This window comes from Rhodococcus sp. 06-221-2, assembly GCF_002258365.1.
Lineage (GTDB): Bacteria > Actinomycetota > Actinomycetes > Mycobacteriales > Mycobacteriaceae > Rhodococcoides > Rhodococcoides fascians.
The window spans coordinates 289524-316346 of sequence record NZ_NOYJ01000025.1 but is presented as its reverse complement, the minus strand read 5'-3'; the positions used below and the strand labels follow the sequence as shown (position 1 = coordinate 316346).

Below are 26823 nucleotides of genomic sequence, written 5' to 3'. Positions count from 1 at the left end.
GAGTGCTCTTTCACGGAAGAACACTCGCAAACGTTATGGATATGTATTGCCCAGATGTGCGTCGACAACCGGACCGATCACCGAGACAGCATCGGGATTGGTCATTTCGTTGTGGAAAACGTCCACACCGTGGATGACGATATCTCCTGACACGTACGGTCGCCATTCCTGTGGTGACCGAACAATTCCGTCACTCGCGCCTTTCGTTGCAGAAAAGAACAAAACATTTCCGTCGAACACGTCCGGGATGAACTCGGCCATGATTCGCGTCGAGTTCTCGAATCCTGCATTGATTCTGCGCAAATGATCCGCCGTGACACCGGTGGTCTGCCCCAGGGATTCGTCGAGCAGTTCGACACCACGTTCGTAGGTCAACGGCTCGGACGACGCCTGAGCAGTCAGATCCAGCCCCAGACCCGCGAGCAGGTTCTCGACGCTCAGCTCACCGTCGGCCGTCTCGTCATGGCCGTCGACGTAGCTGTCCAGCAACGCGAGAGTCTGCACTTCGCTGCCGGTGCTGCGTAGTTCCACGGCGATCGCATGGGCGAGCGAACCACCGAGCGACCACCCGAGCAGGTGGTACGGACCGACCGGCTGGACAGCCCGAATCTCGTCGGCGTACCGGTGCGCGAGGTCTCGAATCGAGCCGAACGGCGTGCCTTCCACGATGCTGGGCAACTGCAGGCCGTACACGGGACGGTCGTCACCGATCTGGGACACCAGGCCCGCATAGCCCCACGACAACCCGATTCCGGGATGGACGCAGAACAGCGGTTCCTTGGAACCTGTGCTGCGCAGTGGGATGACCACTCCGAACACCGAATCCAGTTGCGCACCGGACGAATCGACGTCCGACGCGACCCGAGCCGCGAGCCCTGCCGGGGTCGGATCGACGAACAACGCCTGAAGCGGGACGCGAACTCCGACCGCGTTCTCGATGGCCGGGCCGATCTTGGTTGCCACCAGCGACGTGCCACCGAGCTCGAAGAAGTTGTCGTCCATGCCGACTCGTTCGACACCCAACACCTCGGCGAACGCGTCGGCGATGGCTGCTTCGAGATCGGTACTCGGTGCCCGATACGGCGTCGTCGACACCGTCAGTTCCGGCACCGGGAGCGCGCGTCGATCCAGCTTGCCCACCGGAGTGAGTGGGATGTCGGCGAGTTCGATGATCGTCGACGGGACCATGTGGCGCGGAAGAACGGTCGCGACACTGTCGCGCAATGCCTCGACGTCCACCGATGCACCCTCGGCCGGCAGGACGTAGGACACGAGAACCGTATCTCCCGACGCCGCATTGTGACCGATGGTCGCCGCGAAGCCGACCTCGTCGTGATCGGTGAGCGCGGAGTCGATCTCGCCGAGCTCGATACGGAATCCGCGGACCTTGACCTGGAAGTCGCTGCGTCCGACGAACTCGAGCACACCGGTACTCCCCCAGCGCACGACGTCACCGGTTCGGTACATCCGCTCACCGGCGGTACCGAACGGGTCGGCGACGAAGCGTTCGGACGTGAGCCCGAACCGTCGCAGGTAACCACGTGCCGTACCGGGGCCTGCGATGTACAGCTCGCCCGACACCCCGGCCGGGACCGGCCGCAGACGTGCGTCGAGCACGAGGAACCGGAATCCGGTACCCGGCCGGCCGACGTCCACCGTGCCGCCTGGCATCAACGGACCGCCGACACTCGCTTGAATGGTCGTCTCGGTCGGGCCGTAGCCGTTGAACATCTTGCGGCCCGGTGCCCACTTCGCCACCAGCTCCGGAGTGCAGGCCTCGCCGCCGACGGCGAGGACGCGGACCGTGCCCAAACGCGTCTCGTCGATCGAGGACAACGCCGCCGGAGTCAGGAACGCGTGTGTGACATGTTCCGATTCGAGCAGGTCGGCCAGTTCGCTGCCACCGAACGTTCCCGGCGGCACGATCACCACGGTGGCGCCGACGCCGAACGCCATCGTGAGCTCGTACACCGAGGCGTCGAAACTCGGCGAGGCGATGTGCGACACCCGCGAGTCTCGGGTGGGACGGAATCGATCGATCACCTCGGCCTGCAGGTTGGCCAGGCCCCGGTGCCGCACTGCGACGCCCTTCGGGCGACCGGTCGAACCCGAGGTGTAGATCAGGTATGCCGGGTGGTCGAGGTGCAGCGTCGCGGTGCGCTCGGCATCGGTGACTGCGGCCACGGGATAGCGAGAGAGCTCCGATGACGTCTCGGGATCGTCCAGGACGAGCCACGGCACGGTGTCGGGCAGCGACTGCCGACTGTCGACGTCGGTCAATCCCATTGCCGCACGCGAATCTTCGAGCATGTGCGCAATGCGGTCGGCCGGGTAGTTCGGGTCGACCGGCAGGAATGCCGCACCGGTCTTGGCGACCGCCCACACCGACAGAACCGACTCGATGGACCGAGGCAGTGCCAAGGCGACGAACGTTTCCGGTCCGACGCCGTAGTCGATGAGCATTCGCGCGATTCGGTTCGACCAACTGTCGAGGTCGGCGTAGGACAGGCTCACGCCCCGATACGTGACGGCGACCGCGTACGGGTCGAGCGCCACCGAGGCGGCGAGCATTTCCGGCCACGTTCGCAACGCGACGTCGGCCGACCCGCGAGCCGGTGCCAGAGCCTGCTTCTCGTCGGCACCGAGAATGTCGATATCCCCCACCGCGGTGAGTCGATCGTTGCCGACGGCGTCGAGTACGCGAACCAGTCGCGCCGCGATCGCATCGACGGTGGACGCGTCGAACAGCGAGGTGGCGTAATCGAACGCTGCCTCGAATCCGGTCGGTCGCCCGTCGTCGTCGAAGGTCTCGGACACCAGGAGTTGCAGATCCTGCTTGGCCACGGGGACGTCGAAGTCGAAGCCCTCCACGCGCAGATCCGGTAGCTCGAGGGACGCCTTCTCGTTGTTCTGGAACGACAACGCCACCTGCGACAGCGGTGGATACGCCGTCGATCGCGTGGGATTGAGCACCTCGACGATGCGCTCGAACGGCATCTCGGTGTGATCGAAGGCGTCGAGGTCGTGTGCTTTCACCTGCGCGAGCAGATCCACGAACGAGGTGGAGTCGTCGATCCGGCTGCGCAACACCAAGGTGTTGACGAACATGCCGACGAGATCGTCCAGTGCCGCGTCGCCGCGCCCTGCCACCGGAGTGGTGATCGCGATGTCGTCGGTACCGCTCAGGCGCGCCAGCACCACCGCGAACGCGGCGTGCAACACCATGAACATACTGACGTTCTGCTCGCGGGTGATCTCGACGAGTGCCCGATGGATCTCGGCGTCGACGGTGAAGCGAACCCGGCCACCCCGGAAATCCTGCGTGGTGGGCCGCGGGCGATCGGTGGGCAACGGCAGCAGATCGGGTAGACCTGCGAGCGCTGTCGACCAGTACTCGAGCTGGGCCGCGGCCACGCTCGACTCGTCCTTCTCGTCGCCGAGCAACGAACGCTGCCACAGCGTGTAGTCGGCGTACTGCACCGGCAAGGGATCCCAGCCCGGCGCTGCTCCCGTGGTGCGCGCCGAGTACGCGAGCACCACGTCTCGTGCCAGCGGTGCCATCGAGGCTCCGTCGGCCGCGATGTGATGCACCACCATCGCCAGCACGAAGACGGGATCGGCATCGGTATCGGCACCGACGACGTGGAACAGCTCGACGTGCACCGGAATCTCGGTGGTCACGTCGAATCCACGACCCGCCAGGTGCGCCACCCGGTCGGTCAGCACACCGGCGTCGATCGATTCCGGCTCGACCACCGGAGCCACCTCGAAGGCCGGATGTACGAGCTGGACCGGGAAGTCCGGTCCGTCCGGGAACGTCGTCCGCAGCGATTCGTGCCGCTCGAGGACGTCGACGACTGCCGCGGCGAGGGCCGCAGTATCGAGCTGCCCGGTCAACTTGACGACCAGTGGCACGTTGTACGCCGCCGAGGTGGTGTCGAACTGGTTGATGAACCACATGCGTTGCTGTGCGAGAGACAGCGGGATGTGATCAGGACGTTGTGTCGCAACGAGATTCGGACGCTGCGTCCGTGTGGACGTTGCGCCGACCGCGCTCGCCAATCCGGCGACAGTCGGCATCTCGAAGATCGTGCGCACGCCGATCGTGGTGCCGAGTTCGGCGTTGACGCGGGCGATGACGCGCGTGGCGCTGAGCGAGTCTCCACCGAGCTCGAAGAAGCTGTCGTCGGCACCGACCCGATCGACGTCGAGAATCTCGGCGAACACGGCGGCCACGGTGAGCTCGGCCGGCGTGCTCGGCTCGCGGTACGACGTTGCCGACCCGAACTCGGGCACCGGCAACGCGGACCGATCGAGTTTTCCGACCGGCGTGAGCGGAATGGCGTCGAGCACCACGATGGCTGCGGGAACCATGTGCGACGGCAACATGCCGGCCAGGTGGTCACGCAGGACACCGGTATCGAACGCGTCCGCCGCGCCCTCGGTGGTTCGTACGTACGACACCAGGACGGTCGCTCCCGAGGGACCCGGAGTGCCGAAGGTCGCGGCGAAGTCCACGGACGGATGCGATGCGAGTGCCGCGTCGATCTCGCCGAGTTCGATGCGGAAGCCGCGAACCTTGACCTGCGAATCACTTCGACCGACGTATTCGATCGTCAGATCCGGCGACCACCGCACCACGTCTCCGGTGCGGTACATCCGCGAGCCGGGCGCGCCGAACGGGTCGGCGACGAATCGCTCCGCCGTCAGGCCCAATCGATCGTGGTAACCGCGGGCGAGTCCGACACCCGCGAGATAGAGCTCACCTGCGACGCCGACAGGAACGGGCTGCAGCCGTGAATCGAGCACCACCTCGTACACGCCGCGAACAGGACCACCGATCGAGACGGTGTCACCTGCAGTCATCGGCGTGCTGATGTTGGACATGATCGTGGCCTCGGTCGGACCGTAACCGTTGTAGAGATTCCGGCCCGGTGCCCACTTCGCGACCAACTCGGCCGGTACGGCCTCGCCACCGACGACGACGTCGGCGAACGTGTCGAGCCCGCTCGGGTCGACCGACGCCAGAGCCGACGGGGTGATGAAGCCGTGGGTGACCGACTCCGCTGCCAACAGTGCCGCGAGTTCGTCGCCGCCGTACACGGTGGGCGGCACGATGATCATCGTCGCGCCGACGCCGAAGGCGAGTAGGTACTCGAGCACGGATGCATCGAAACTCGGGGACGAGACGTGCAGTGTGCGTGAGTCCTTGGTGATTCGGTATCGCTCGCGCTGCTCGGTTGCGAAGTTGTCGAGACCGGAGTGCGTGACGACGACACCCTTGGGCACACCCGTCGAACCCGAGGTGTAGATGGTGTACGCCGCGCTTTCGAAGGCGATGCGTCCGTTCCGCTCGGTGGCGTCGATCGGCTCGTCGCTCACTGCGTTCGGGCCGTCCGTCGCCAGATCGTCGAGGACGATCCAGGGCACGGTCGACGGCAGGTCGTCGAGATGGGCGCGGGTGGTGACGCCGAACGTGGCACCGGAGTCGGCCAGCATGTGCTCGATGCGATCGGCCGGGTAGTTGGGATCCACCGGTACGAATGCCGCGCCGGATTTTGCGACGGCCCAGACCGTCAGCACCGATTCGATCGATCGTGCGATACCGAGTGCCACGAAGGTCTCGGTGCGCACGCCGTGGCCCAGCAGAATTCGAGCGAGTCGGTTGGACCGACGGTCCAACTCCCGGTACGTCATTTCGCCGTCGGTGCTGCGCAGTGCGATGGCGTCCGGGTTCACCGCGGCAGCGTCGGAGAAGATCTCCGGCAGCAGCCGGGCCGAGCGTCCATCGGGTCCGAACACCGGTGCCAGCGAGGCGAACTCGGCGTCACCGAGGAGTCGCAGCCGTCCCAGTGGCTGCTGTTCGTCCTCGAGCACGGCGTCGAGGACACGCTCGACGCGATCGACGATGGCGTGCACGGCATCGACGTCGAACAGTTCCGGCAGGTACTTCGCCTTCAGGTTCAGGCGCTCGTCGACCGACGAAACCAAAGTCAGCGGGTAGTGCGCTGCGTCGGTTCCGAGAATGTCGGTGACCTGCATGCCGGCGAAATCGGTTGCCGCAGAAGCGCCGGCCCGGTCGACGGGGTACGACTCGAACACCGTCAAGGTGTCGAAAGCCACGCCTGCACCCGCTGCGCGTTGGATGTCGGTCAGGCCGAGGTAGTGGTGATCCAACAGCGATGCCTGCTCGGCCTGAACCCGATCGACCAGTGCACCCAGCGTTTCGCTCCGGTCGAGCGTGACCCGGACGGGCAGGGTGTTGATGAACAGCCCGATCATGCCCTCGATACCCGGAACCTCCGGCGGACGACCCGACACCGTCGCACCGAACACGACGTCCTCACGTCCGGTGAGGGTGGCCAGCACGACGCCCCATGCGGTCTGGACGAGGGTGTTGAGGGTCGATCCACGGCGAGCAGCGAAGTCACGCAGTGCCGCGGTGGTCTCGACCGACAACGACCGCTCGGTCTCCTGCGACACGGTGGACAGTTGCCGGCCACGATCGTCGGTGACCAACAGCGTGGGTTCTTCCACGCCGGCCATGGCACTGACCCATTGCGCAGTGGAGATCGCCACGTCGCGTTGGCGCATCCACGCCAGGTAGTCCCGGTAAGCAGGAATGCGCGGCAGCATCGAGTCGTCGGACTCGGTGACGTAGAGCGTGATGAGTTCCTTGACGACCAGAGGCGTCGACCATCCGTCCAACAGGATGTGGTGGTTGGTCAGCAGCAGACGCCAGTGATCGTCGGCCAGGGTGATGAGCGTGAACCGCAGCAGCGGTGCCCGGTCCATCTCGAAGCGCACCGCACGGTCGGCCTCGAGAACTGCCTCGAGGGCCACCTCGACATCGGGCTCCCCCCGAAGGTCGATCTCGGACCACGGAACAGTGACCGAACTCTGCACGATCTGCAGTGACTCGCCGTTGCTGTTGTGTACGAACGCTGCTCGCAGGTTGGGATGGCGAGAGACCAGTTTGTCGACGGCAGCATGCATCCGCGTCGCATCGACAGTTCCCCGGAGCTCGAGGCCCAGCTGAACCATGTACGCGTCGACACCTGAGCCGGCACTTCCGATTTCGCCGGCCAGGCGAGCGTGGAACAGCAAGCCGGCCTGCAGAGGCGACAACGACCACACGTCGTCGAGATTCGGGAACTGCTCTTCCAGAGCATCGATGGATGTCTGATCGATGTCGACCAGCTCGAGATCCGACGGCGTGAAGCCGCCCGCACCGTCGGCCGAGGCGTGCTCGGTGATCGAGGTGAGGGCCTGCGCCCACAGTTCGATCAACCTGCCGACCTCGTCGGCGTCGAGAACGCCCGCGGGGAAGGCGAACGTCGCGTCGAGCTGCGGGCCGTCGGGGGTCGAGGTGGTGACAGCGTTGATGTCCAGCGCCGCAGGCACCGGCATGTCCGGATTCTGCGCGTCGCCGAGCTCTGCGTCGGCCACCGGGATCCAACCCACGTCGTCCATGCCTTCGGTGGATCCGGTGGAGAACCGGCCGAGGTAGTTGAAGCTGACCTGTGGTGCGGCGAAGCCGGACAGAGCCTCGGCTGCAGCGGAATCGAGGTACCGCAGCATGCCGTAGCCGATGCCGTGATCGGGGATCTCGAGCAGCTGTTCCTTGATGGTCTTGACCAGGGCACCGGCCGACGCGCCGCCTGCCAGAGCGTCGGCGACGTCGAGCGACCCGAGATCGAGACGCACGGGGAAGATGGTGGTGAACCAGCCGACGGTCCGACCGAGATCGGCACCGGGCACCACCGCGTCCTCGCGGCCGTGGCCCTCGAGAGTCACGAGAGCGTCCCGCACCGCATCGCCGCGTTCGCGACGCCACGCCGTCAGGGCCAGAGCCAAACCAGCCAGCAGGCCGTCGTTGACGCTGCCGCGGAACACGTCCGGGACAGTGGTCAACAGGCGCTCGGTGACCTCGACCGGCAGAGACGTGCGGACACGCTGCACGGTGGCGTCGACGTCGATTCTCTTGTCGAGCGGGCGAGAACCGATTGTCGGGTCGGCTCCGTCGAGGATCCGACGCCACAGTCCTAGCTCGTCGGTTCGGGCGGCCGTGACCTCGGTGAGTCCGGTGGACCACCGACGCATCGACGTACCGATCGGAGCCAGTTCAGGCTCCTGGCCGGAGACGATCCGACTCCATGCCGTGGCGAGGTCGGGGACCAGAATACGCCAGGACACGCCGTCGATCACGAGGTGGTGGGCGACGACGAGCAGTCGACCCGAGCCATTGGGGCTCTGGAACCACACCATCTGCACCATGACGCCGTCGGCCGGAACCAGACGATCGGCAGCGGCGTCGAGCTCGGCCGCGGCAACGACGGAGAATTCGGGGCCGTCGACGGATTCGACCGAGACCGCGTGAAGGACGCTCGCAGCCGAGACTGTTCCGACCGGAGACACTTCCTCGTGCCACTCCCCGTCCGCGTCCTGGTAGAGGCGCGCACGCAGCATGTCGTGACGATCGAGCACCGCTGCCACCGTGCGTTCGAGCGTCTCGCGCTCGATGCCGACCGGAAGCTGAAGCAGCGCTGTTTGTGTGTAACGGCCGAATTCGGTGCTGCGGTCCAACATCCACCGCACGACCGGGGTGAGCGGCATCGGGCCGACTCCCCCACCGTCGAGTTCTTCGAGCACCACGGCGTCGCCGCCGAGAACAGCGACCTCGGCGAGAGCGGCCACGGTCTTGCGCTCGAAGATGTCGCGGGGAGCCAGCACCAGCCCGGCGGCCTTGGCGCGCGAGACCAACTGGATCGACATGATGCTGTCGCCGCCGAGTGCGAAGAACGAATCGTCGACGCCGACGGTATCGAGCCCGAGAACGTCCGCGAAGAGACCGGCCAGGATCGATTCGACTTCGGTTGCAGGCAAACGGCTTTCGGTGACGTTTGCCGAGAAGTCCGGTGCCGGGAGTGCACGGCGATCGAGTTTGCCGTTGGCGGTCAGCGGCAACTCGTCCAGGACGATCAACGCTGCGGGCACCATGTACGAAGTCAACGAGTTGCCCACGAAGTCGAGAACGGCCGCATGGTCGAGCGCGCGACCGGCCTCGGCCACGACGTAGCCGATCAGGCGATCACCGAAACCGTCGTCGCGGACGGCGACCACGGAAGCCGCTACCCCGTCGAATGCCAGTAGCGCGCTTTCGATTTCGCCCAGTTCGATACGGAAGCCGTGCAACTGGACCTGCATGTCGCTTCGACCCAGGTATTCGAGAGCCCCATCGCGATTCCACCTGGCGGTGTCACCGGTGCGGTACATACGCGCACCCGCATCGCCGGAGGGGTCGGCAACGAAACGTGTTGCGGACAGCCCTGCTCGGCCGAGGTATCCGCGAGAGAGCTGTGCCCCGGACACGTACATCTCCCCGACGACGCCGGGCGGAACAGGATTGAGGCGGGTGTCGAGTACGGCGACACGCAGCGCCGGGATCGCCTGGCCGATGACGCTGGCCGAAGCGGACGCCGCGAACTGCTCGGTCAGAGCCAGGTGGCTCACGTGGACCGTCGTCTCGGTGATGCCGTACATGTTGACCAGGGTCGGCGAGGTCTCCTCGTGCCGTGCGTACCAGCGACCGAGCTGCCCGAGATCGAGTGCTTCTCCACCGAAGATGACGTACCGCAGCGACAGTGCGTCCGATCCGTCGGCGGATCCACCGGCGGCGGTTGCCACACGATCGGCTTCGGCGAACTGGTAGAACGCCGTCGGCGTCTGGTTGAGGACCGTGACCTTCTCACGAATCAGCAACTCGCGGAACAGTTCCGGCGAGCGTGCGGTGTAGTAGTCGACGACCACGAGAGTGCCGCCGTGCAGCAGTGGTCCCCACAGTTCCCACACCGAGAAGTCGAACGCGTAGGAGTGGAACATGGTCCACACGTCGCGGTCGTCGAAGTGGAACAGATCCGTGGTGTTCGCGAACAGCGTCGCGACGTTACGGTGCGCGATCTGCACACCCTTGGGACGTCCGGTACTGCCGGAGGTGTAGATGACGTAGGCGATCGAATCGGCATCGGTGGTGCCGATGCGGTCGGCGTCGGTCAGTGGGGCTCCGGACGCGCTTGCCATCTCGTCGACCGCTTCGGGTCCATCGAGCAGCAGCATCTCGACATCGGAGGCAGGCACCGATGCACTGTCGGCGACGGTGGAGATGACACAGACCGGTGACGCGTCGTCGAGCATGAAAGCGAGCCGATCGGCCGGATAGCCGACGTCGATCGGGAGGTAGCCGCCGCCGGATTTGACGACCGCCAGCAGAGCAACGATCAGCTCCTCGGTGCGCGGCATCGCAACCGCCACCAGTGACTCCGACGTCACACCCCGAGCAACGAGGATTCGTGCAAGTCGGTTCGAGCGGTCGTCCAGCTCGGCGTAGGTCAGCGAGCGATCGCCGAACACGACTGCCTGTGCTTCGGGGAACTGCGCCGCGGCAGCGGCGAAGCGGTCGGCCAGTGTCGCATCGGTCGCCGTGTGTCCGTCGTGGTTCCATTGCCGGGCCATGGCGTCGAATTCACCCGGCAACAGGATGTCGATGTCGCCGACAGCACGATCGGGATCGGCGGTCACGCCGGCGAGGACGGCACCGAATCGAGTCGAGAACTCGTCCACGGAGATCTCGTCGAACAGGTCGACCGCGTAGGTGATCGCAGCGGTCATACCCGCCGGAGCACCGGAGTCGTCGAACCGTTCCGCGACGGTCAGCTGGAGGTCGAACTTCGCGACGTGGGCGTCGATGTCGACGGCCTCGACGGTGAGTTCGGGTAGCTCCAGTGCCGCCGAGGTGTTGTTCTGGAATTCGAGCAGTACCTGGAACAACGGCGAGTGATCGGTGGAACGGGCCGGATCGAGGACGTCGACGAGACGCTCGAACGGCACGTCGGTGTTGTCGAACGCCGCCAGGTCCGCGGTACGGGTCCGGCGGAGCAGCTCGGTGAACGAGAGATCGGGCGCTACCTCGGTGCGCAGAACCAGAGTCCCGACGAACATGCCGACCAAATCGTCGAGCGCCGCGTCGCCACGCCCGGCGATGGGCGTGCCGACTGCGATGTCCTCGGTCCCGCTGAGACGAGCCATGAGGATCGACCATGCTGCATGCATGGCCATGAAGACGGTCGCGTCGTTCGCGCGGGCGAGGTCCACCAGGCCGGCGTGGACGTCTGGCTCGATCTCGAACCGAACACTGTTGCCGCGCATCGACTGCCGTGCCGGGCGAGGATGGTCGAGCGGAAGCGGCAGCAGCTCGGGTAGATCCGCGAGAGTGGACTTCCAGAACTCCAGCTGCTGTGCTGCCACCGAGCTCGGGTCGGACTCGTCGCCGAGGACCGAGCGTTGCCACATCGCGAAATCGGCGTACTGAACGTCGAGCGGTGCCCACATCGGAGCTACTCCCGACACGCGAGATCCGTACGCCACCATGACGTCTCGGGCCAGCGGTGCCATGGACGCGCCGTCGGCGGCAATGTGATGCACGATGATCGACAGCACGAAATCCTCGGGTGCCGTCCGGTACAGAACGGCCCGGAAGGGCAGGTCCTTCGACACGTCGAATCCGCGGGCGGCAGCGGACGAGATCGCGGTGACGATCTCGTTGGCATCGACGTCGACGACGTGCAGATCGGTCGTTGCCGCGTCGGTGCCGAGAATGTGCTGCTCGGGGCGATCGCCGTGCGAGGGGAACACGGTGCGCAGCGACTCGTGCCGCGCCAGCACGTCACCGATCGCAGCGTTCATTGCCTCGATGTCGAGACGGCCTGTCAATCGAACCGCGAGCGGGATGTTGTAGGCGGCCGAGTCGACGTCGAACTGGTTGATGAACCACATTCTCTGCTGAGCCATCGACAATGGAATCGAGCTCGGGCGAGGCTTCGCAGTGAGCGCCGGACGGCGCGCGGCACCGGCCGGGTTGCTGTGCACTCGCACCGCCAACGACTCGACCGTGGGTGCCTCGAACAACGCACGAACGCTGACAGCGGTGTCGAGGGCTGCATTCACCCGAGCGGTGAGGCGGGTGGCGCTCAGCGAGTCTCCACCGAGATCGAAGAAGCTCGAGTCGATGCCGACGCTGCCCACGCCGAGAACCTCGCCGAAGATGTCGGCGATGATCCGCTCGGTCTCGTTGCGAGGAGCGCGCGAGTCGCTGCCGAGGTGCAGATCCGGGGCGGGCAGCGCCTGTCGATCGAGCTTGCCCGCGGGCGTGAGCGGGATCGACTCCAGGGCAACGAACGCCGTCGGAATCATGTGTGTCGGAAGCGAACTCGACGCCCGAGTGCGCAGCGTCGTCACATCGATTTCGTGGCCGGGCCGCGGAAGAACGTAGGCGACCAGGATCGTGTTTCCGGCAGGTCCGTCGACACCGATCGTCGTAGCGAATTCGACTGTCGGATCATCGGTCAGCACCGCGTCGATCTCGCCGAGCTCGATACGGAAACCGCGCACCTTGACCTGGAAGTCGCTGCGTCCGACGTACTCGAGGGTGCCCGACTCGGTCCACCGCACGACGTCGCCGGTTCGGTACATACGCTCGCCGGGCTCGCCGAACGGGTTCGCGACGAACCGCTCTGCCGTCAGACCGAATCGCGAATGGTAGCCACGCGCCAGGGCGGGGCCGGCGAGGTAGAGCTCTCCTGCGACACCGACCGGTACCGGATGCAGACGCGAATCCAGCACTACTTCGCCGAAACCGATTGTCGGCGAGCCGATATCGATGGGCGAGCCCACGTGCAGCTGGTCACTGACGGAGGAGAAGATGGTGGCCTCCGTGGGGCCGTACGCATTGAACATGCGCCGGCCCGGTGCCCACCGTGCGACGAGCTCGGGCGGACACACGTCGCCGCCGGTTGCAACGACGCTCAGTTCGGTCAGACCATCGGGGTCCACCGATGCGAGGGCCGCGGGAGTCACGAACGCATGCGTGACGTGCTGCTGCGCCAGGAGCTCGCCGAGCTCCACGCCGCCGTAGACGGAGGTGGGTGCGATCACCATCGTGGCGGCACCCGAGATCACCATGGCCAGCTCGAGAATGGATGCATCGAAGCTCGGTGACGCGAATGCGAGAACCCGAGCGTTCGGAGTCACCTCGAAACGAGACCGTTCTTCCTCGGCCAGGTTGGCCAGGCCGCGATGAGTGACGGTGACGCCCTTGGGAACTCCGGTGGAGCCGGAGGTGTAGATCAGGTACGCGACCTGATCGATGTGTACCGGTCGAGTGCGGTCGGAGTCGAGAACCGGTGCGGTCGAACGGTTCGCGAGATCGCGGCGAGTGTCGTCGTGGTCGAGGACGGACCACGCAGCCGAGCCCAGACCCTCGACGGCACCGACGTGCTCGGTCGACGTGACGCCGATGGACGCGCCGGAGTCGACCAGCATGTGCTCGACTCGATCACGGGGGTAACTCGGATCGATCGGCAGGAAGGCCGCACCGGTCTTGGCCACGGCCCAGATTGCGAGAACCGATTCGATGGAGCGCGGCAAAGCAAGTGCCACAACGGTTTCCGGACCTGCTCCGCGGGCGATCAACGCACGCGCCAGCGCAGACGACCGAGTGTCCAATTCGGTGTAGGTCAGTGTCCGACCTGCGCTCCACACTGCCGTACCACCGGGGTTGCGGGCAGCAGCATCGGTGAGGATGTCCGGCAGGAGGCGCTCGGTCGTGGAAGAGGGACCACGTACCGGGGCCAGCCTGTTCGATTCCTCCGAGGACAGCAGCGACAGCGATGCGACCCGTTGGTCGGTGTCGGTCGCGATCGCCTCGAGAACACGCACGATTCGATCGACGGTGGCGACGACGACACTGTGCTCGAACAGCTCGGGCAGGTACTTGGCTTCGATGTGCAATCGGTCGTCGACCATCGCGACCAGGGTCAGCGGATACTGTGCGGTGTCGCTGCCATCGTGCACGTCGTGCACCCGCATGCCGGCGAGATCGGTCTCGGCCGATAGACCCGCGCGGTCCATCGGATACGACTCGAACACGGTGAGCGTGTCGAACGCGACCGCGGGACCGACGGCACGCTGGATATCGGTCAGGCCCAGGTAATGGTGATCGAGCAGCGAAGCCTGTTCGGCCTGCACCCGATCGAGGTACTGGCCGAGTGTCTCGGCTGGATCCAGCACGATGCGCACCGGCAGCGTGTTGATGAACAGACCGACCATGGACTCGATATCCGAGACCTCCGGCGGACGTCCCGAGACGGTGGCACCGAACACTACGTCCGTGCGACCGGTCAACGTGCCCAGCACCATCGCCCACGAAGCCTGCACCATCGAGTTCATCGTGATGCCGCGTGCCCGGGCGAGACTGCGCAGTCGTTCGGTCTGCTCGATGTCCAGGGAAACCAACGCGCGGCCGGCCAATGTCGACTCCTGGCGACGGCTCTCGACCGGCGTCAGCAGGGTGGGTTCGGCGAGACCCGCGAGGGCTTCCGTCCATGCCGCACGAGCTGCCGAGTGATCACGCCGCGACAACCACGACAGGTAGTCGCGGTACGCAGGTACGCGCGGAAGAACGGCGTCGTCGCCGTCCACGACGTAGAGCGTGAGCAGGTCCTTGAGGAGCAGCGGCGTCGACCATCCGTCGAGCAGGATGTGGTGGTTGGTCATCACCAGACGCCACTCGCCCGGGGCCAGTGTCACGAGCATGAAGCGCAACAACGGCGCCTGTGCCATGTTGAATCGCGTTGCGCGGTCGTCGTGTTCGATTCGCTCGAGCTCGGCTGCGCGATCGTCGTCGCTCAGCGACGACAGATCGACCGAGGTCCACGGCACATCGACGTCGTGATGCACGATCTGGATGGATTCGCCGTCGTTGTTGTGCACGAACGCCGTGCGCAGGTTCGCGTGGCGCCGCAGTAGAGCCTGGGCAGCGCGGCGGAAGCGAGCCTCGTCGACGTCCCCGCGGAGGTCGAGCACCAGCTGGACGATGTAGGCATCGACGGACTGATCCGACAGTTCGGCATGGAAGAGCAAACCGGCCTGCAGAGGCGTCATCGACCAGATGTCGTCGAGAGTCGGGTACACCCGCTCGAGATCGTCGATGGACTTCTGGTCGAGGCTCACCAGATCGAGATCGGACGGGGTGAACCCGCCGGTCCCCGGCCGCTGAGCGAGCTGCGTCAGCGCGGTGAGAGCCTGCTTCCACAACTGGGCGAGTTCGGTGACCTCGTCGGCGTCGAGCACGCCCATCGGGAATGCGAAGGTCGCCTCCAACCGAGGCCCGGTCGGTGTCGCCGTGGTGACCGCGTTGATGTCGAGCGCAGCGGCGACCGGCAGGTCCTCGTCCTGAGAATCGCCGACGCCGGAGTCGTCGACCGGTAGCCACCCATGTCCGCGGAGCTCGTCCGGAACGTCGGTGCTGTATCGACCGAGGTAGTTGAAACTGACCTGGGGTGCCGGGAAGTCACGCAGTGTCGCACCGGCCTCCTCGTCCAGGTAGCGGAGCATGCCGTACCCGATGCCGTGATCGGCAACGGCGAGCAGCTGCTCCTTGACGGACTTGACCAGCGCTGCTGCCGCGTCCCCGCCGGCGAGAGCGTCGTCGAGGTCGATCCCGTCGAGCGTCAGTCGAAGTGGGTAGATGGTGGTGAACCAACCGATGGTGCGGCTGAGATCGGCTCCCGGAACCACATGGTCCTCACGGCCGTGGCCCTCGAGAGAGATCAGTGCGTCGGACACGACGACACCGCGGTTTCGTCGCCACACGGCTGTCGCCAGGGCCAGAGCGGCCAGTAGACCGTCGTTGACGCTGCCGTGGAACGCCTCGGGCAGAGCCGTCAACAGGCCCTCGGTGACATCGGTCGACAGAGTGACCTCGACCTTGTCCACCGTTCGATAGACGTCGATCTCGCGGTCGAGTGCGCGTGAACCGATGAGCGGATCGGGATCGGCGAGCGCGTCGCGCCATACTGCGAGCTCGTCCGAACGCGTTGCGGTGACCTCACGCAGGCCGTGCGCCCAACGACGCATCGAGGTACCGACCGGGGCCAGTTCCGGTGTGCTGCCGCCGATGATCTGAGCCCACGCCGACGCGAGGTCGGGCACGAGAATTCGCCACGAGACGCCGTCGATCACGAGGTGGTGCGCGACGACGAGCAGTCGGCTGCCTTCGGAGCCGGCGTCGAACCAGACCATCTGAATCATGACACCGGCATCGGGTGCCAGACGATCCACTGCTGCAGCGGCTTCCGACCTGGCCTGATCCGAGAACTCCGGTCCCCGAACACTGTTCGACTCCACCCGGCGGACGACGGACTGCGCCGTCACGGAACCGATCGGGAGCACCTCCATCGACGGCTCTCCGGCGCGGTGCAGAACTGCACGGAGCATGTCGTGGTGATCGAGGACGGTCTGAACGGTTGCTTCGAGAACGTCGAGCTCGATATCGGACGGCAATGTCAGCACGGCGGTCTGCGTGTGCTTGTCGAGTACCGACGTGCGGTCGAGCATCCAGTGCACGATCGGGGTGAGCGGGACGTCTCCGACGCCGCCGCCGGGCAGCTCGTCGAGCACGAGCGGAACGGTCCCGTCGCCGGCGGCGACGACCTCGGCCAGTGCGGCAACGGTCTTGTGCTCGAACACATCTCGCGGCGACAGAGCCAGCCCTGCCGCTTTTGCGCGGGAGACGAGCTGAATCGACATGATGCTGTCTCCGCCGAGCGCGAAGAAGGAGTCGTCGACTCCGACGCGATCGAGGCGGAGGACCTCGGCGAACAGACCGGCGAGCGTCTTCTCGACGGCATTGTCGGCGTCGCGTCCCGAGGTGACCTGAGCGGACCAGTCGGGTTCGGGGAGGGCTTTGCGGTCGAGTTTGCCGGCCGGAGTCAACGGGATCGACTCCAACATCACGAACGCCGAGGGCACCATGTGCGCAGGCAGCACCGACGCCGCATGATCACGCAGCACACCGGCATCGAACGACGCACCGGCCACCGGCAACACATACGACACCAACACCGTCGACCCCGCCGCGGACTCACGCCCCACAGTGACCACGAAATCGACACCCGACACAGCCGCCAACACCGAATCGATCTCACCCAACTCGATGCGGAAACCACGCACCTTCACCTGAAAATCGCTGCGCCCCACATACTCCAACGCACCCGAGGCATTCCACCGCACCACATCACCGGTGCGATACATCCGCGAACCCGCACCACCGAACGGATTGGCCACGAACCGCTCCGCCGACAACCCCGACCGCGCGTGATACCCACGAGCCAACGCCGGACCCGCCAGATACAACTCACCCACCACACCCACGGGCACCGGATTCAACCGCGCATCCAACACCACCTCCGCGAAACCGATCGTCGGCGAACCGATATCGACCGACTCCCCCACCACCAACGCCGACGAAATCGACGAGAAGATCGTCGCCTCCGTCGGACCGTACGCATTGAACATCCGCCGACCCGGCGCCCACCGCGCCACCAACTCCGGAGCACACACATCACCACCGGTGACCACGACCTCCACCGAATCCAACCCCACCGGATCCACCGACGCCAACGCCGCAGGAGTCACGAACGCATGCGTGACCCGCTCCTCGGCGAGCAACGACGCCAACTCCACCCCACCGAACACCATCGCCGGCGCAATCACCATCGTCGCCCCACCCGAGAACGCCAACACGAACTCGAGAATCGAAGCATCGAAACTCGGCGACGCGAACGCCAACACCCGAGACGACGGCCCCACACCGAACCGAACCCGCTCCTCGGCAGCCAAGTTCCCCACACCACGATGAGTGACCACCACACCCTTGGGCACACCAGTGGACCCCGAGGTATAGATCAGATACGCCGCATCATCGAGACGCAACACACCCGAACGCTCGGCATCCAACACCGGAGCAGGCGAAGCGAACGCCAGATCCGCCACCACATCGGCATCGTCGAGCACCACCCACGACACCCCACCCACACCCGCAACCGCATCCAGATGCGCACCCAACGTCACACCCACCACAGCACCGGAATCGACCAACATGTGCTCGATCCGATCCACCGGATAATTCGGATCCACCGGCAAGAACGCACCACCGGCCTTCGCCACCGCCCACACCGCCACCACAGACTCCACCGACCGCGACAACGCCAACGCCACGAACGACCCCGGACCCACACCACACGACATCAACACCCGCGCCACACGCGACGACGCCGCATCCAACTCCCCATACGAGAGCACCCGCGAACCCGACACCACCGCAACACCACCGACACCAGCAACACCGACCGCACCAGCCAACAACTCCGGCAACACCACACCCGCAACAGAACGCGGACCACGAACCGGAGCCAACGCGGAGTACTCGTCGGTCGAGAGGATGTCGATGTCGCCGACGCGAACGGACGGCGTGGCCGTCACAGCGTCGAGGATCCGCACCAGACGATCGGACATGACACGCACGGTGTCGGCATCGAACAGTTCTGTGGCGTAACGGAAGCTGGCTTCGATGCCGACCGGGTTCCCGGAAGCGTCGAACTCCTCGGAGACCGTGAGCTGCAGGTCGAAGTTGGAGATGTCGTTGGGCAGTTCGATGCCCTCGATCGACAGCCCGGGCAAGGTCACCGTCGGGCGATCGGTGTGCTGGAACTCGAGCATCACCTGGAACAACGGGGCGTGAGCGGTGGACCTGGCGGGGTCGACGGCGTCGACGACCCGCTCGAACGGAACGTCCGCGTGGGTGAAGGCCGCCAGGTCGACGGTGCGCACATCCGCCAACAGATCCTCGAACGGAGTCGACCCGGGCACCTGCGTGCGGAGGACGAGCGTGTTGACGAACATGCCGACGAGCTCGTCGAGTGCGGCATCGCCTCGACCGGAGATCGGTGTGCCGACCGAAATGTCCTCGGTACCGGACAGCCGTGCCAGCAGCACGGCCAGAGCGGCGTGCACGATCATGAACGAGCTCGAATTGTGCTGCGCGGCAACGGCCACGAGCCGAGCATGTACTGCGGGATCGATCGCGAACGAGACGGTGTCGCCGCGCAAGGACGCCACTGCCGGACGCGGGCGATCGGTCGGCAACGGCAGCACTTCCGGGCTGCCCGCCAACGCGTCGACCCAGTACGTCACCTGCTTCGCCATCAGGGAGTCGGGATCGGATTCCTCGCCGAGGAAACGGCGCTGCCACAGCGCGTAGTCGGCGTACTGCACCGGCAACGGTTCCTGGCTCGGCGCATGACCTGCAGCTCGGGCGCTGTACGCCACCATCAGGTCGCGGGCGAGCGGCGCGCTGGAGAAGCCGTCGGACGAGATGTGATGGACCACCATGACGAGTACGTGTTCGTTCTCGTCCTGACGGATCAGGCGGACGCGCAACGGAACATCGGCCACGACGTCGAATCCGGCACCGGCGACGGCGCCGATGAGCTCGGCGACCTGCCGGTCGTCCTCTGCGGGAACCGGAGTCAGGTCCGGAACGGCCGATGCCACGTCGAGGACGGACTGCACGGGGCCGTCGTCGGTGAGCGGGAACATCGTTCGAAGAGACTCGTGGCGTGTGAGCACGTCCGCTATGGCCGAGCGCATCGCGTCGACGTCGAGGAGGCCGCTCAGGCGCATCGCGAACGCGACGTTGTAGGCAGCCGACTCGGTGTCGTACTGATTGATGAACCACATCCGCTGCTGTGCCAGCGACAGCGGCACCACCGCGGGTCGTTCCTGAGGCACCAACCGAGGCGTCGGTGCGGAGTCCTGTGCGCTGACGTCGATGCCCGCGGACAGCGATCGAACAGTCGGTGAATCGAACAGATCTCGGATGCCGATGTCGGTTCCGAGGGCGGCATTGACGCGTGCGACGAGGCGCATCGCGATCAGCGAGTTGCCGCCGATCTCGAAGAAGCTCGAGGTCGCGCTGACCTGTGCAACGCCGAGCAGATCCGCGAAGACGCCCGCGACGATCTCTTCGACCGGATTCTCCGGTCCGACGAATTCGGACGCAGCAACGGTGAACTCGGGGGCCGGCAGTGCCTTTCGGTCGAGCTTGCCGCTGGCATTGAGAGGAAGTGAGTCGAGTACGACCACATGCGAGGGCACCATGTACCCCGGCAGCCGACGTCCGGCTTCGGCGATTACCTCGGCCGAGTCGACCGCGTGACCGGATGCGGAGACCACGTAGGCCACCAACGTCTCGCCGGTGTTCGGATCCTTGTGCACCAGAGCGATTGCCTGGGCGACGGACTCCGAGCGCAGCAGCACCGCTTCGATCTCGGGAAGCTCGATACGCAGACCACGCAGCTTCACCTGGAAGTCGGTACGGCCGATGTACTCGAGTTCGCCGTCGGCGCGCCAACGAACCAGGTCGCCGGTGCGGTAGAGACGTTCACCCGGCTCGCCGAACGGATCGGCGACGAAGCGATCGGCGGTGAGATCGCCGCGGCCGACGTAGCCGCGAGCGAGCTGAACTCCGGCCAGGTACAGCTCGCCGGGAGCACCGATCGGGGCCGGTCGAAGCGACGCGTCGAGCACGTACAGACGGGTGTTCCAGACCGGCGAACCGATGGGAATGGACACGCCGTCGTGGCCGGTGACGTGGTAGTAGCTGACGTCGACGGCGGCCTCGGTAGGACCGTAGAGGTTGTGCAGCTCGGCCTGGGAGAACTGCGCGAACTGCGCGGCGGTGGCGGGCGGAAGTGCTTCGCCACTGCAGAAGACGAGCCGTAGTGACACACAGTCCGCAGCCCGAGCTCCGGCTGCGAACACCGCGAGCATCGACGGCACGAAGTGCGCGGTGGTGATGTGTTCGGCCGCGATGATCTTCGACAGGTACACCGGGTCGCGATGGCCGTCGGGCTCCGCCACGACGAGCTTGGCACCGACCTGTAGGGGCCAGAAGAACTCCCACACCGATACGTCGAACGTGGCCGGGGTCTTCTGCAACACCGTGTCGGCGGGCGCGAGGTGGTACTCGTCCTGCATCCACAGCAGTCGGTTCACGATGGCCGAGTGCGTGACGGCGACGCCCTTGGGTCGGCCGGTGGAGCCGGAGGTGTAGATCACGTAGGCGGTGTTGGCTCCGTGCAGGCTTCCGAGGCGGTCCTGGTCGGTGATCGAGGAGCGGTCGCGATCGGAGACGTCGAGAAGATCCACCGCGAGAACGGGAGTGGCGACCGCGATGTCGATCCAATCGCGGCTCGTGGTGAGAATGCACACCGGCTGAGCGCTCGACAGCACGTAGGACGATCGCTCGACCGGGTGATCGGGGTCGATCGGTACATAGGCACCGCCGGCCTTGACGATCGCATACATGCCCACTAGCAGATCGATCGAACGTCGGATCGCGAGCCCGACGTGGGACTCGGGCCCCACGCCCAGTGAAATGAGATGCCGTGCAAGCTGATTGGCGCGCTCGTCCAGCTCCAGGTAGGTGATGTGCTCGTCCTCGAAGACGAGGGCGGTCGAGTACGGACTGCGCAGCACCTGACGGTCGAACAGACTGCTCAGAGTCATGTCGACGGCCCCGGTGTGGAGCTGCCGGTGGACCGGATCCTCGATGAGACGTGCGGTGTCGTTCCACTCGAACAGTACGAGTTCTCGTTCGGCCGGGGACAGAATGTCGATGTCGCCGGTACGAATGTCCGTCGAGCTGCCGATGGTCGCGACGATCCTCAGGAACCGGTCGACGAAACGGTCGATGGTCTCGGGATCGAACAGATCCGTTGCGTACGTGAACGACGCCGACAGGGCGCCGGACTCGTCGACCGGTTCCTGGTCGACGCGAAGCTGCAGGTCGAATTTCGCAGTGTCGGTACCGATTTCCTCGAACTCGACGACGAGTTCGGGTAGCTCGAGCACTGCGGTGGCGTTGTTCTGGAATTCGAGGAGCACCTGGAACAGGGGTGAATGATCGGTCGACCTGGCGGGATCGAGTACGTCCACGAGCCGCTCGAACGGAATGTCGGTGTTGTCGAAGGCCGCGAGGTCGGAGCTACGAGCGCCGGCGAGCAGTTCGGCGAAGCTGGCCTGTGGCTCGACCTGCGTGCGAAGAACGAGGGTTCCGACGAACATTCCGACGAGATCGTCGAGTGCTGCGTCCCCTCGGCCGGCGATCGGGGTGCCGATGGCGATGTCCTGGGTACCGCTCAGGCGCGCGAGGAGCACGGCCAGAGCGGAGTGCACCACCATGAACAGAGTCGACTCGTGTTCGGCAGCAACCGAAGACAGGCGAGCTGCGACATCGGCCGGAATGGTGAACGGTGTGACGCTGCCGCGCATCGATTGACGGGTGGGGCGTGGTCGGTCGAGCGGCATCGGTAGTACGTCGGGAAGGTCGGTCAGCGCGGACTTCCAGAATTCGATCTGGCGTGCTGCCACGGACGTGGGGTCGTTCTCGTCGCCGAGCACGTCGTGCTGCCACAGCGCGAAGTCTGCGTACTGCACCGGCAGTGGCGTCCACGCCGGCTGCGAACCCGCGGATCGAGCACTGTAGGCGACCATGACGTCGCGGGCGAGCGGTGCCATCGAGGCACCGTCGGCAGCGATGTGATGGACCACGATCGAGAGCACGAAGCTCTCCGGGCCGGTGCGGTACAGAACCGCCCGGAAAGGGAGATCGACGGTGACGTCGAATCCCGTTGTGGCGGAGCTACGTACGAGCGCGTCGACGGCATCGGCAGCCACGTCGACGACGCGGAGCGGAAGGTTCGGTCCGGTGACGTTCTCGGGCGGAAGTATCACCTGATTCGGCAGGTCGCCCACTGTGGGGAACACCGTGCGCAGCGACTCGTGTCGAGTCAGCACGTCGCCGACGGCAGCGGACATCGCATCGACGTCCAGCCGGCCCGACAGGCGAACGAGTAGAGGAATGTTGTACGCAGGCGACGATGCATCGAACTGATTGATGAACCACATGCGTTGTTGCGCCAGCGACAGCGGAACGGACTCCGGCCGATCGGCGGGAACCAGTGCCGGGCGACGGTGCAGCGATGCGCCCGTCGACTCCGCACGGTCGGCGAGGGTGCGAACCGTCGATGCCTCGAACAGATCGAGAACCCGCAGATCCGTACCCAGAGCTGCGTTGACGCGCGCAATCAAACGTGTTGCGACAAGGGAGTTTCCGCCGAGATCGAAGAAGCTGTCGGTGACGCCGACACGATCGAGCTCCAGTACGTCGCAGAACACGGCAGCCACAGCCGCCTCGTACTCGGTTTCCGGCGACTCCGTGGTGCTCTGCGAACCGAGCTCGGGTTCGGGGAGGGCTTTGCGGTCGAGTTTGCCGGCCGGAGTCAACGGGATCGACTCCAACATCACGAACGCCGAGGGCACCATGTGCGCAGGCAGCACCGACGCCGCATGATCCCGCAGCACACCGGCATCGAACGACGCACCGGCCACCGGCAACACATACGACACCAACACCGTCGACCCCGCCGCGGACTCACGCCCGACAGTGACCACGAAATCGACACCCGACACAGCCGCCAACACCGAATCGATCTCACCCAACTCGATGCGGAAACCACGCACCTTCACCTGAAAATCGCTGCGCCCCACATACTCCAACGCACCCGAGGCATTCCACCGCACCACATCACCGGTGCGATACATCCGCGAACCCGCACCACCGAACGGATTGGCCACGAACCGCTCCGCCGACAACCCCGACCGCGCGTGATACCCACGAGCCAACGCCGGACCCGCCAGATACAACTCACCCACCACACCCACGGGCACCGGATTCAACCGCGCATCCAACACCACCTCCGCGAAACCGATCGTCGGCGAACCGATATCGACCGACTCCCCCACCACCAACGCCGACGAAATCGACGAGAAGATCGTCGCCTCCGTCGGACCGTACGCATTGAACATCCGCCGACCCGGCGCCCACCGCGCCACCAACTCCGGCGCACACACATCACCACCGGTGACCACGACCTCCACCGAATCCAACCCCACCGGATCCACCGACGCCAACGCCGCCGGAGTCACGAACGCATGCGTGACCCGCTCCTCGGCGAGCAACGACGCCAACTCCACCCCACCGAACACCATCGCCGGCGCAATCACCATCGTCGCCCCACCCGAGAACGCCAACACGAACTCGAGAATCGACGCATCGAAACTCGGCGACGCGAACGCCAACACCCGAGACGACGGCCCCACACCGAACCGAACCCGCTCCTCGGCAGCCAAGTTCCCCACACCACGATGAGTGACCACCACACCCTTGGGCACACCCGTGGACCCCGAGGTATAGATCAGATACGCCGCATCATCGAGACGCAACACACCCGAACGCTCGGCATCCAACACCGGAGCAGGCGAAGCGAACGCCAGATCCGCCACCACATCGGCATCGTCGAGCACCACCCACGACACCCCACCCACACCCGCAACCGCATCCAGATGCGCACCCAACGTCACACCCACCACAGCACCGGAATCGACCAACATGTGCTCGATCCGATCCACCGGATAATTCGGATCCACCGGCAAGAACGCACCACCGGCCTTCGCCACCGCCCACACCGCCACCACGGACTCCACCGACCGCGACAACGCCAACGCCACGAACGACCCCGGACCCACACCACACGACATCAACACCCGCGCCACACGCGACGACGCCGCATCCAACTCCCCATACGAGAGCACCCGCGAACCCGACACCACCGCAACACCACCGACACCAGCAACACCGACCGCACCAGCCAACAACTCCGGCAACACCACACCCGCAACAGAACGCGGACCACGAACCGGAGCGAGACGCGCACGTTCGGCGGCGGAGAGCAACTCCACGTCACCGACGGCACGCTGTGGGTCATTCGTCAGTGCGTCGACGATGCGCACCAGACGACGACCGATCTGAGCAACACTGCCGGCATCGAACAGTTCTGTGGCGTAATCGATGACGACATGCGGAGATTCGGACTCGTGAACCGTGACGACGAGATCGAAATCTATTCCGTCGCGCGGAAGCGGAGACTCCCCGAAGCGGAGCGCGACCTGGGCGAGGGGGTTGTGCGAGCCGGTTTCGGCCGAGCCGAGTGCTCGGGCTATCTCGGCGAAGGTGGCATCGGCGTGGGCCGACGCATCGACGAACTCTGCCGCGGTGGTGCCGACGAAGTCCGAGAACGACTGACGGCCGTCGGGGCGGGTGCGCAGAACAACCGTCTCGCCGCGGCCGGAGGGCACTGCGATCGAGACGTCGTCCGTGGATGCGAGACGCGAAAGAAGAACGGCCACAGCGGATTCGAGCACGACGAACGGGGTGGTCGAGCTGTCGTCGGCGAGTCGGCTCACGGCATCCCACGCTGCGGACCCCAGGGCGACCTCGTGCGACGCGCGAACATGCCCGATGCGCGAAGGCCGGGGGCGGTCGGTCGGCAGCGCGAGCAGGTCCGGTGCATCGGCCAGTCGATCGACCCAGTGGGCTACGTGCGCCGCAGCGCGACGGCGGCGGCGACCTTCGAGGGCGCTGTCCGGATGAACTTGCAGGACGGGTACGTCCGGCCCGGAGGCGATGAATTCGGTGACCATGTCGACGAAACTGGAGTGATGCGTCGTCAGGTCGTTGTCGTCGTAGCGGTTGGGGTTTGCCCGGAAATCGACGAATGTTCTTGCGGGAGTACCACTCTGGTAAACGTTGACGAGGAGGTCCTCGACCGGGCCGGACGTGACGATGTTGAATTCGCCGACGATCGAGCCGAGCTGAATCTGCTGATGGAACAGCATCATGTTGACCATCGGGCCGGCGAGTTGTTTGTCGCTTCCCGTTGCTGCCAACTCGCGCCGGATATCTTCGATGCTGAACCTCTGGTGCCGCAACGCACCCATCAGCTCGAGCTGTACCTGCTGTACGAGTTCACCGACGGTGGCCTTCTCGGAGACGCGCATCGGAATGGGTGCGACGTTGACCAACATTCCGCCGGATCGACGGAGGAGGGCCGTGGTGCGCGCGGACACGGGGATGTTGACCAGGACGTCTTCTCGCCCGGTCATGCGCGAGAGGTAACAGCCGAATGCAGCGATGAACACCGCGGCGGCCGTCCCACCCTTCGTCGAGTCCGACGCTTCGAGTTCGGTGACGACGTCATCGGGCAGTGCGACACTGCGCAGCTTGCTGGCCGCGATGGTACGACCGGGTGTGTTGGACAGCGTGGCACCGTCGTGGATGCCCGCGGCCCTCGATGTCCAGTACTCCTTGTCCGTCTCGAAACGAGTGGACGTCCGGTACTCCTGATCGAGGTCGTACAGTCGCCGAAGTTCGGCTGCCTTGTTCGGCTCGGGTTCGACATTCTCGACCGCTGCGGTATAGAGCGCAGCGGTGCGCTGGACCAGTGTCATGGCACCGTAGCCGTCGAGGGCGACGTGGTGGATCTTGCTGTACCAGAGGTTGCGCTCGTCCTCGACCTGAAGAATCCAGCTGTCGACGAGCGGATCGTTCTCCATGTCGACCGGCTTGACGTAGTTCTCGTCTATCCACGCCAGCGCCGACGCCATCGGATCGTCTTCGCCGCGAAGATCCAGGTAGTGCACCGACTGATCTATGCCGTGGTCGACCGTCTGAACCGGCTCCCCGTCGATCTGGGCCAGGCGTAGGTAGGCCGACTGGAACTCGTGCCCGGCGCGGGCCGACGCCTCCTGGAGAACCGCTATGTCGAGTGGTCCGCGCAGATCGACGTATTGGGCGATACAGACAGCGACGTCAGGCGCGAGTTGTTGCGCAAACCACATTCCGCGCTGCGCCGAGGACAGCGGGAAGGAATTGTCGAACCCTGTTCCGGTCGGCGGGACCTGAGAGCCACCGGTGGTCACTGCGCGCATTCACTTGCCTTTCGGCGGGACGGAGGCACCGGCAAA

At 65.5% G+C, this 26823-nt stretch carries 1 protein-coding gene; it reads right to left on the bottom strand.

Translation table 11 applies throughout. The features are described from left to right. Window positions 1–33: 33 nt before the first annotated feature. Window positions 34–26787 carry a non-ribosomal peptide synthase/polyketide synthase gene (locus CH281_RS13940; RefSeq protein WP_179274191.1) on the bottom strand — a complete coding sequence of 8918 codons (26754 nt, stop codon included), beginning with the start codon at window positions 26785–26787 and terminating at the stop codon, window positions 34–36. Window positions 26788–26823 lie beyond the last annotated feature (36 nt).

Bases quoted from the DNA above. Each gene is read 5' to 3' on its own strand.
- CH281_RS13940 (WP_179274191.1), bottom strand. From the start codon at position 26,787: ATGCGCGCAGTGACCACCGGTGGCTCTCAGGTCCCGCCGACCGGAACA.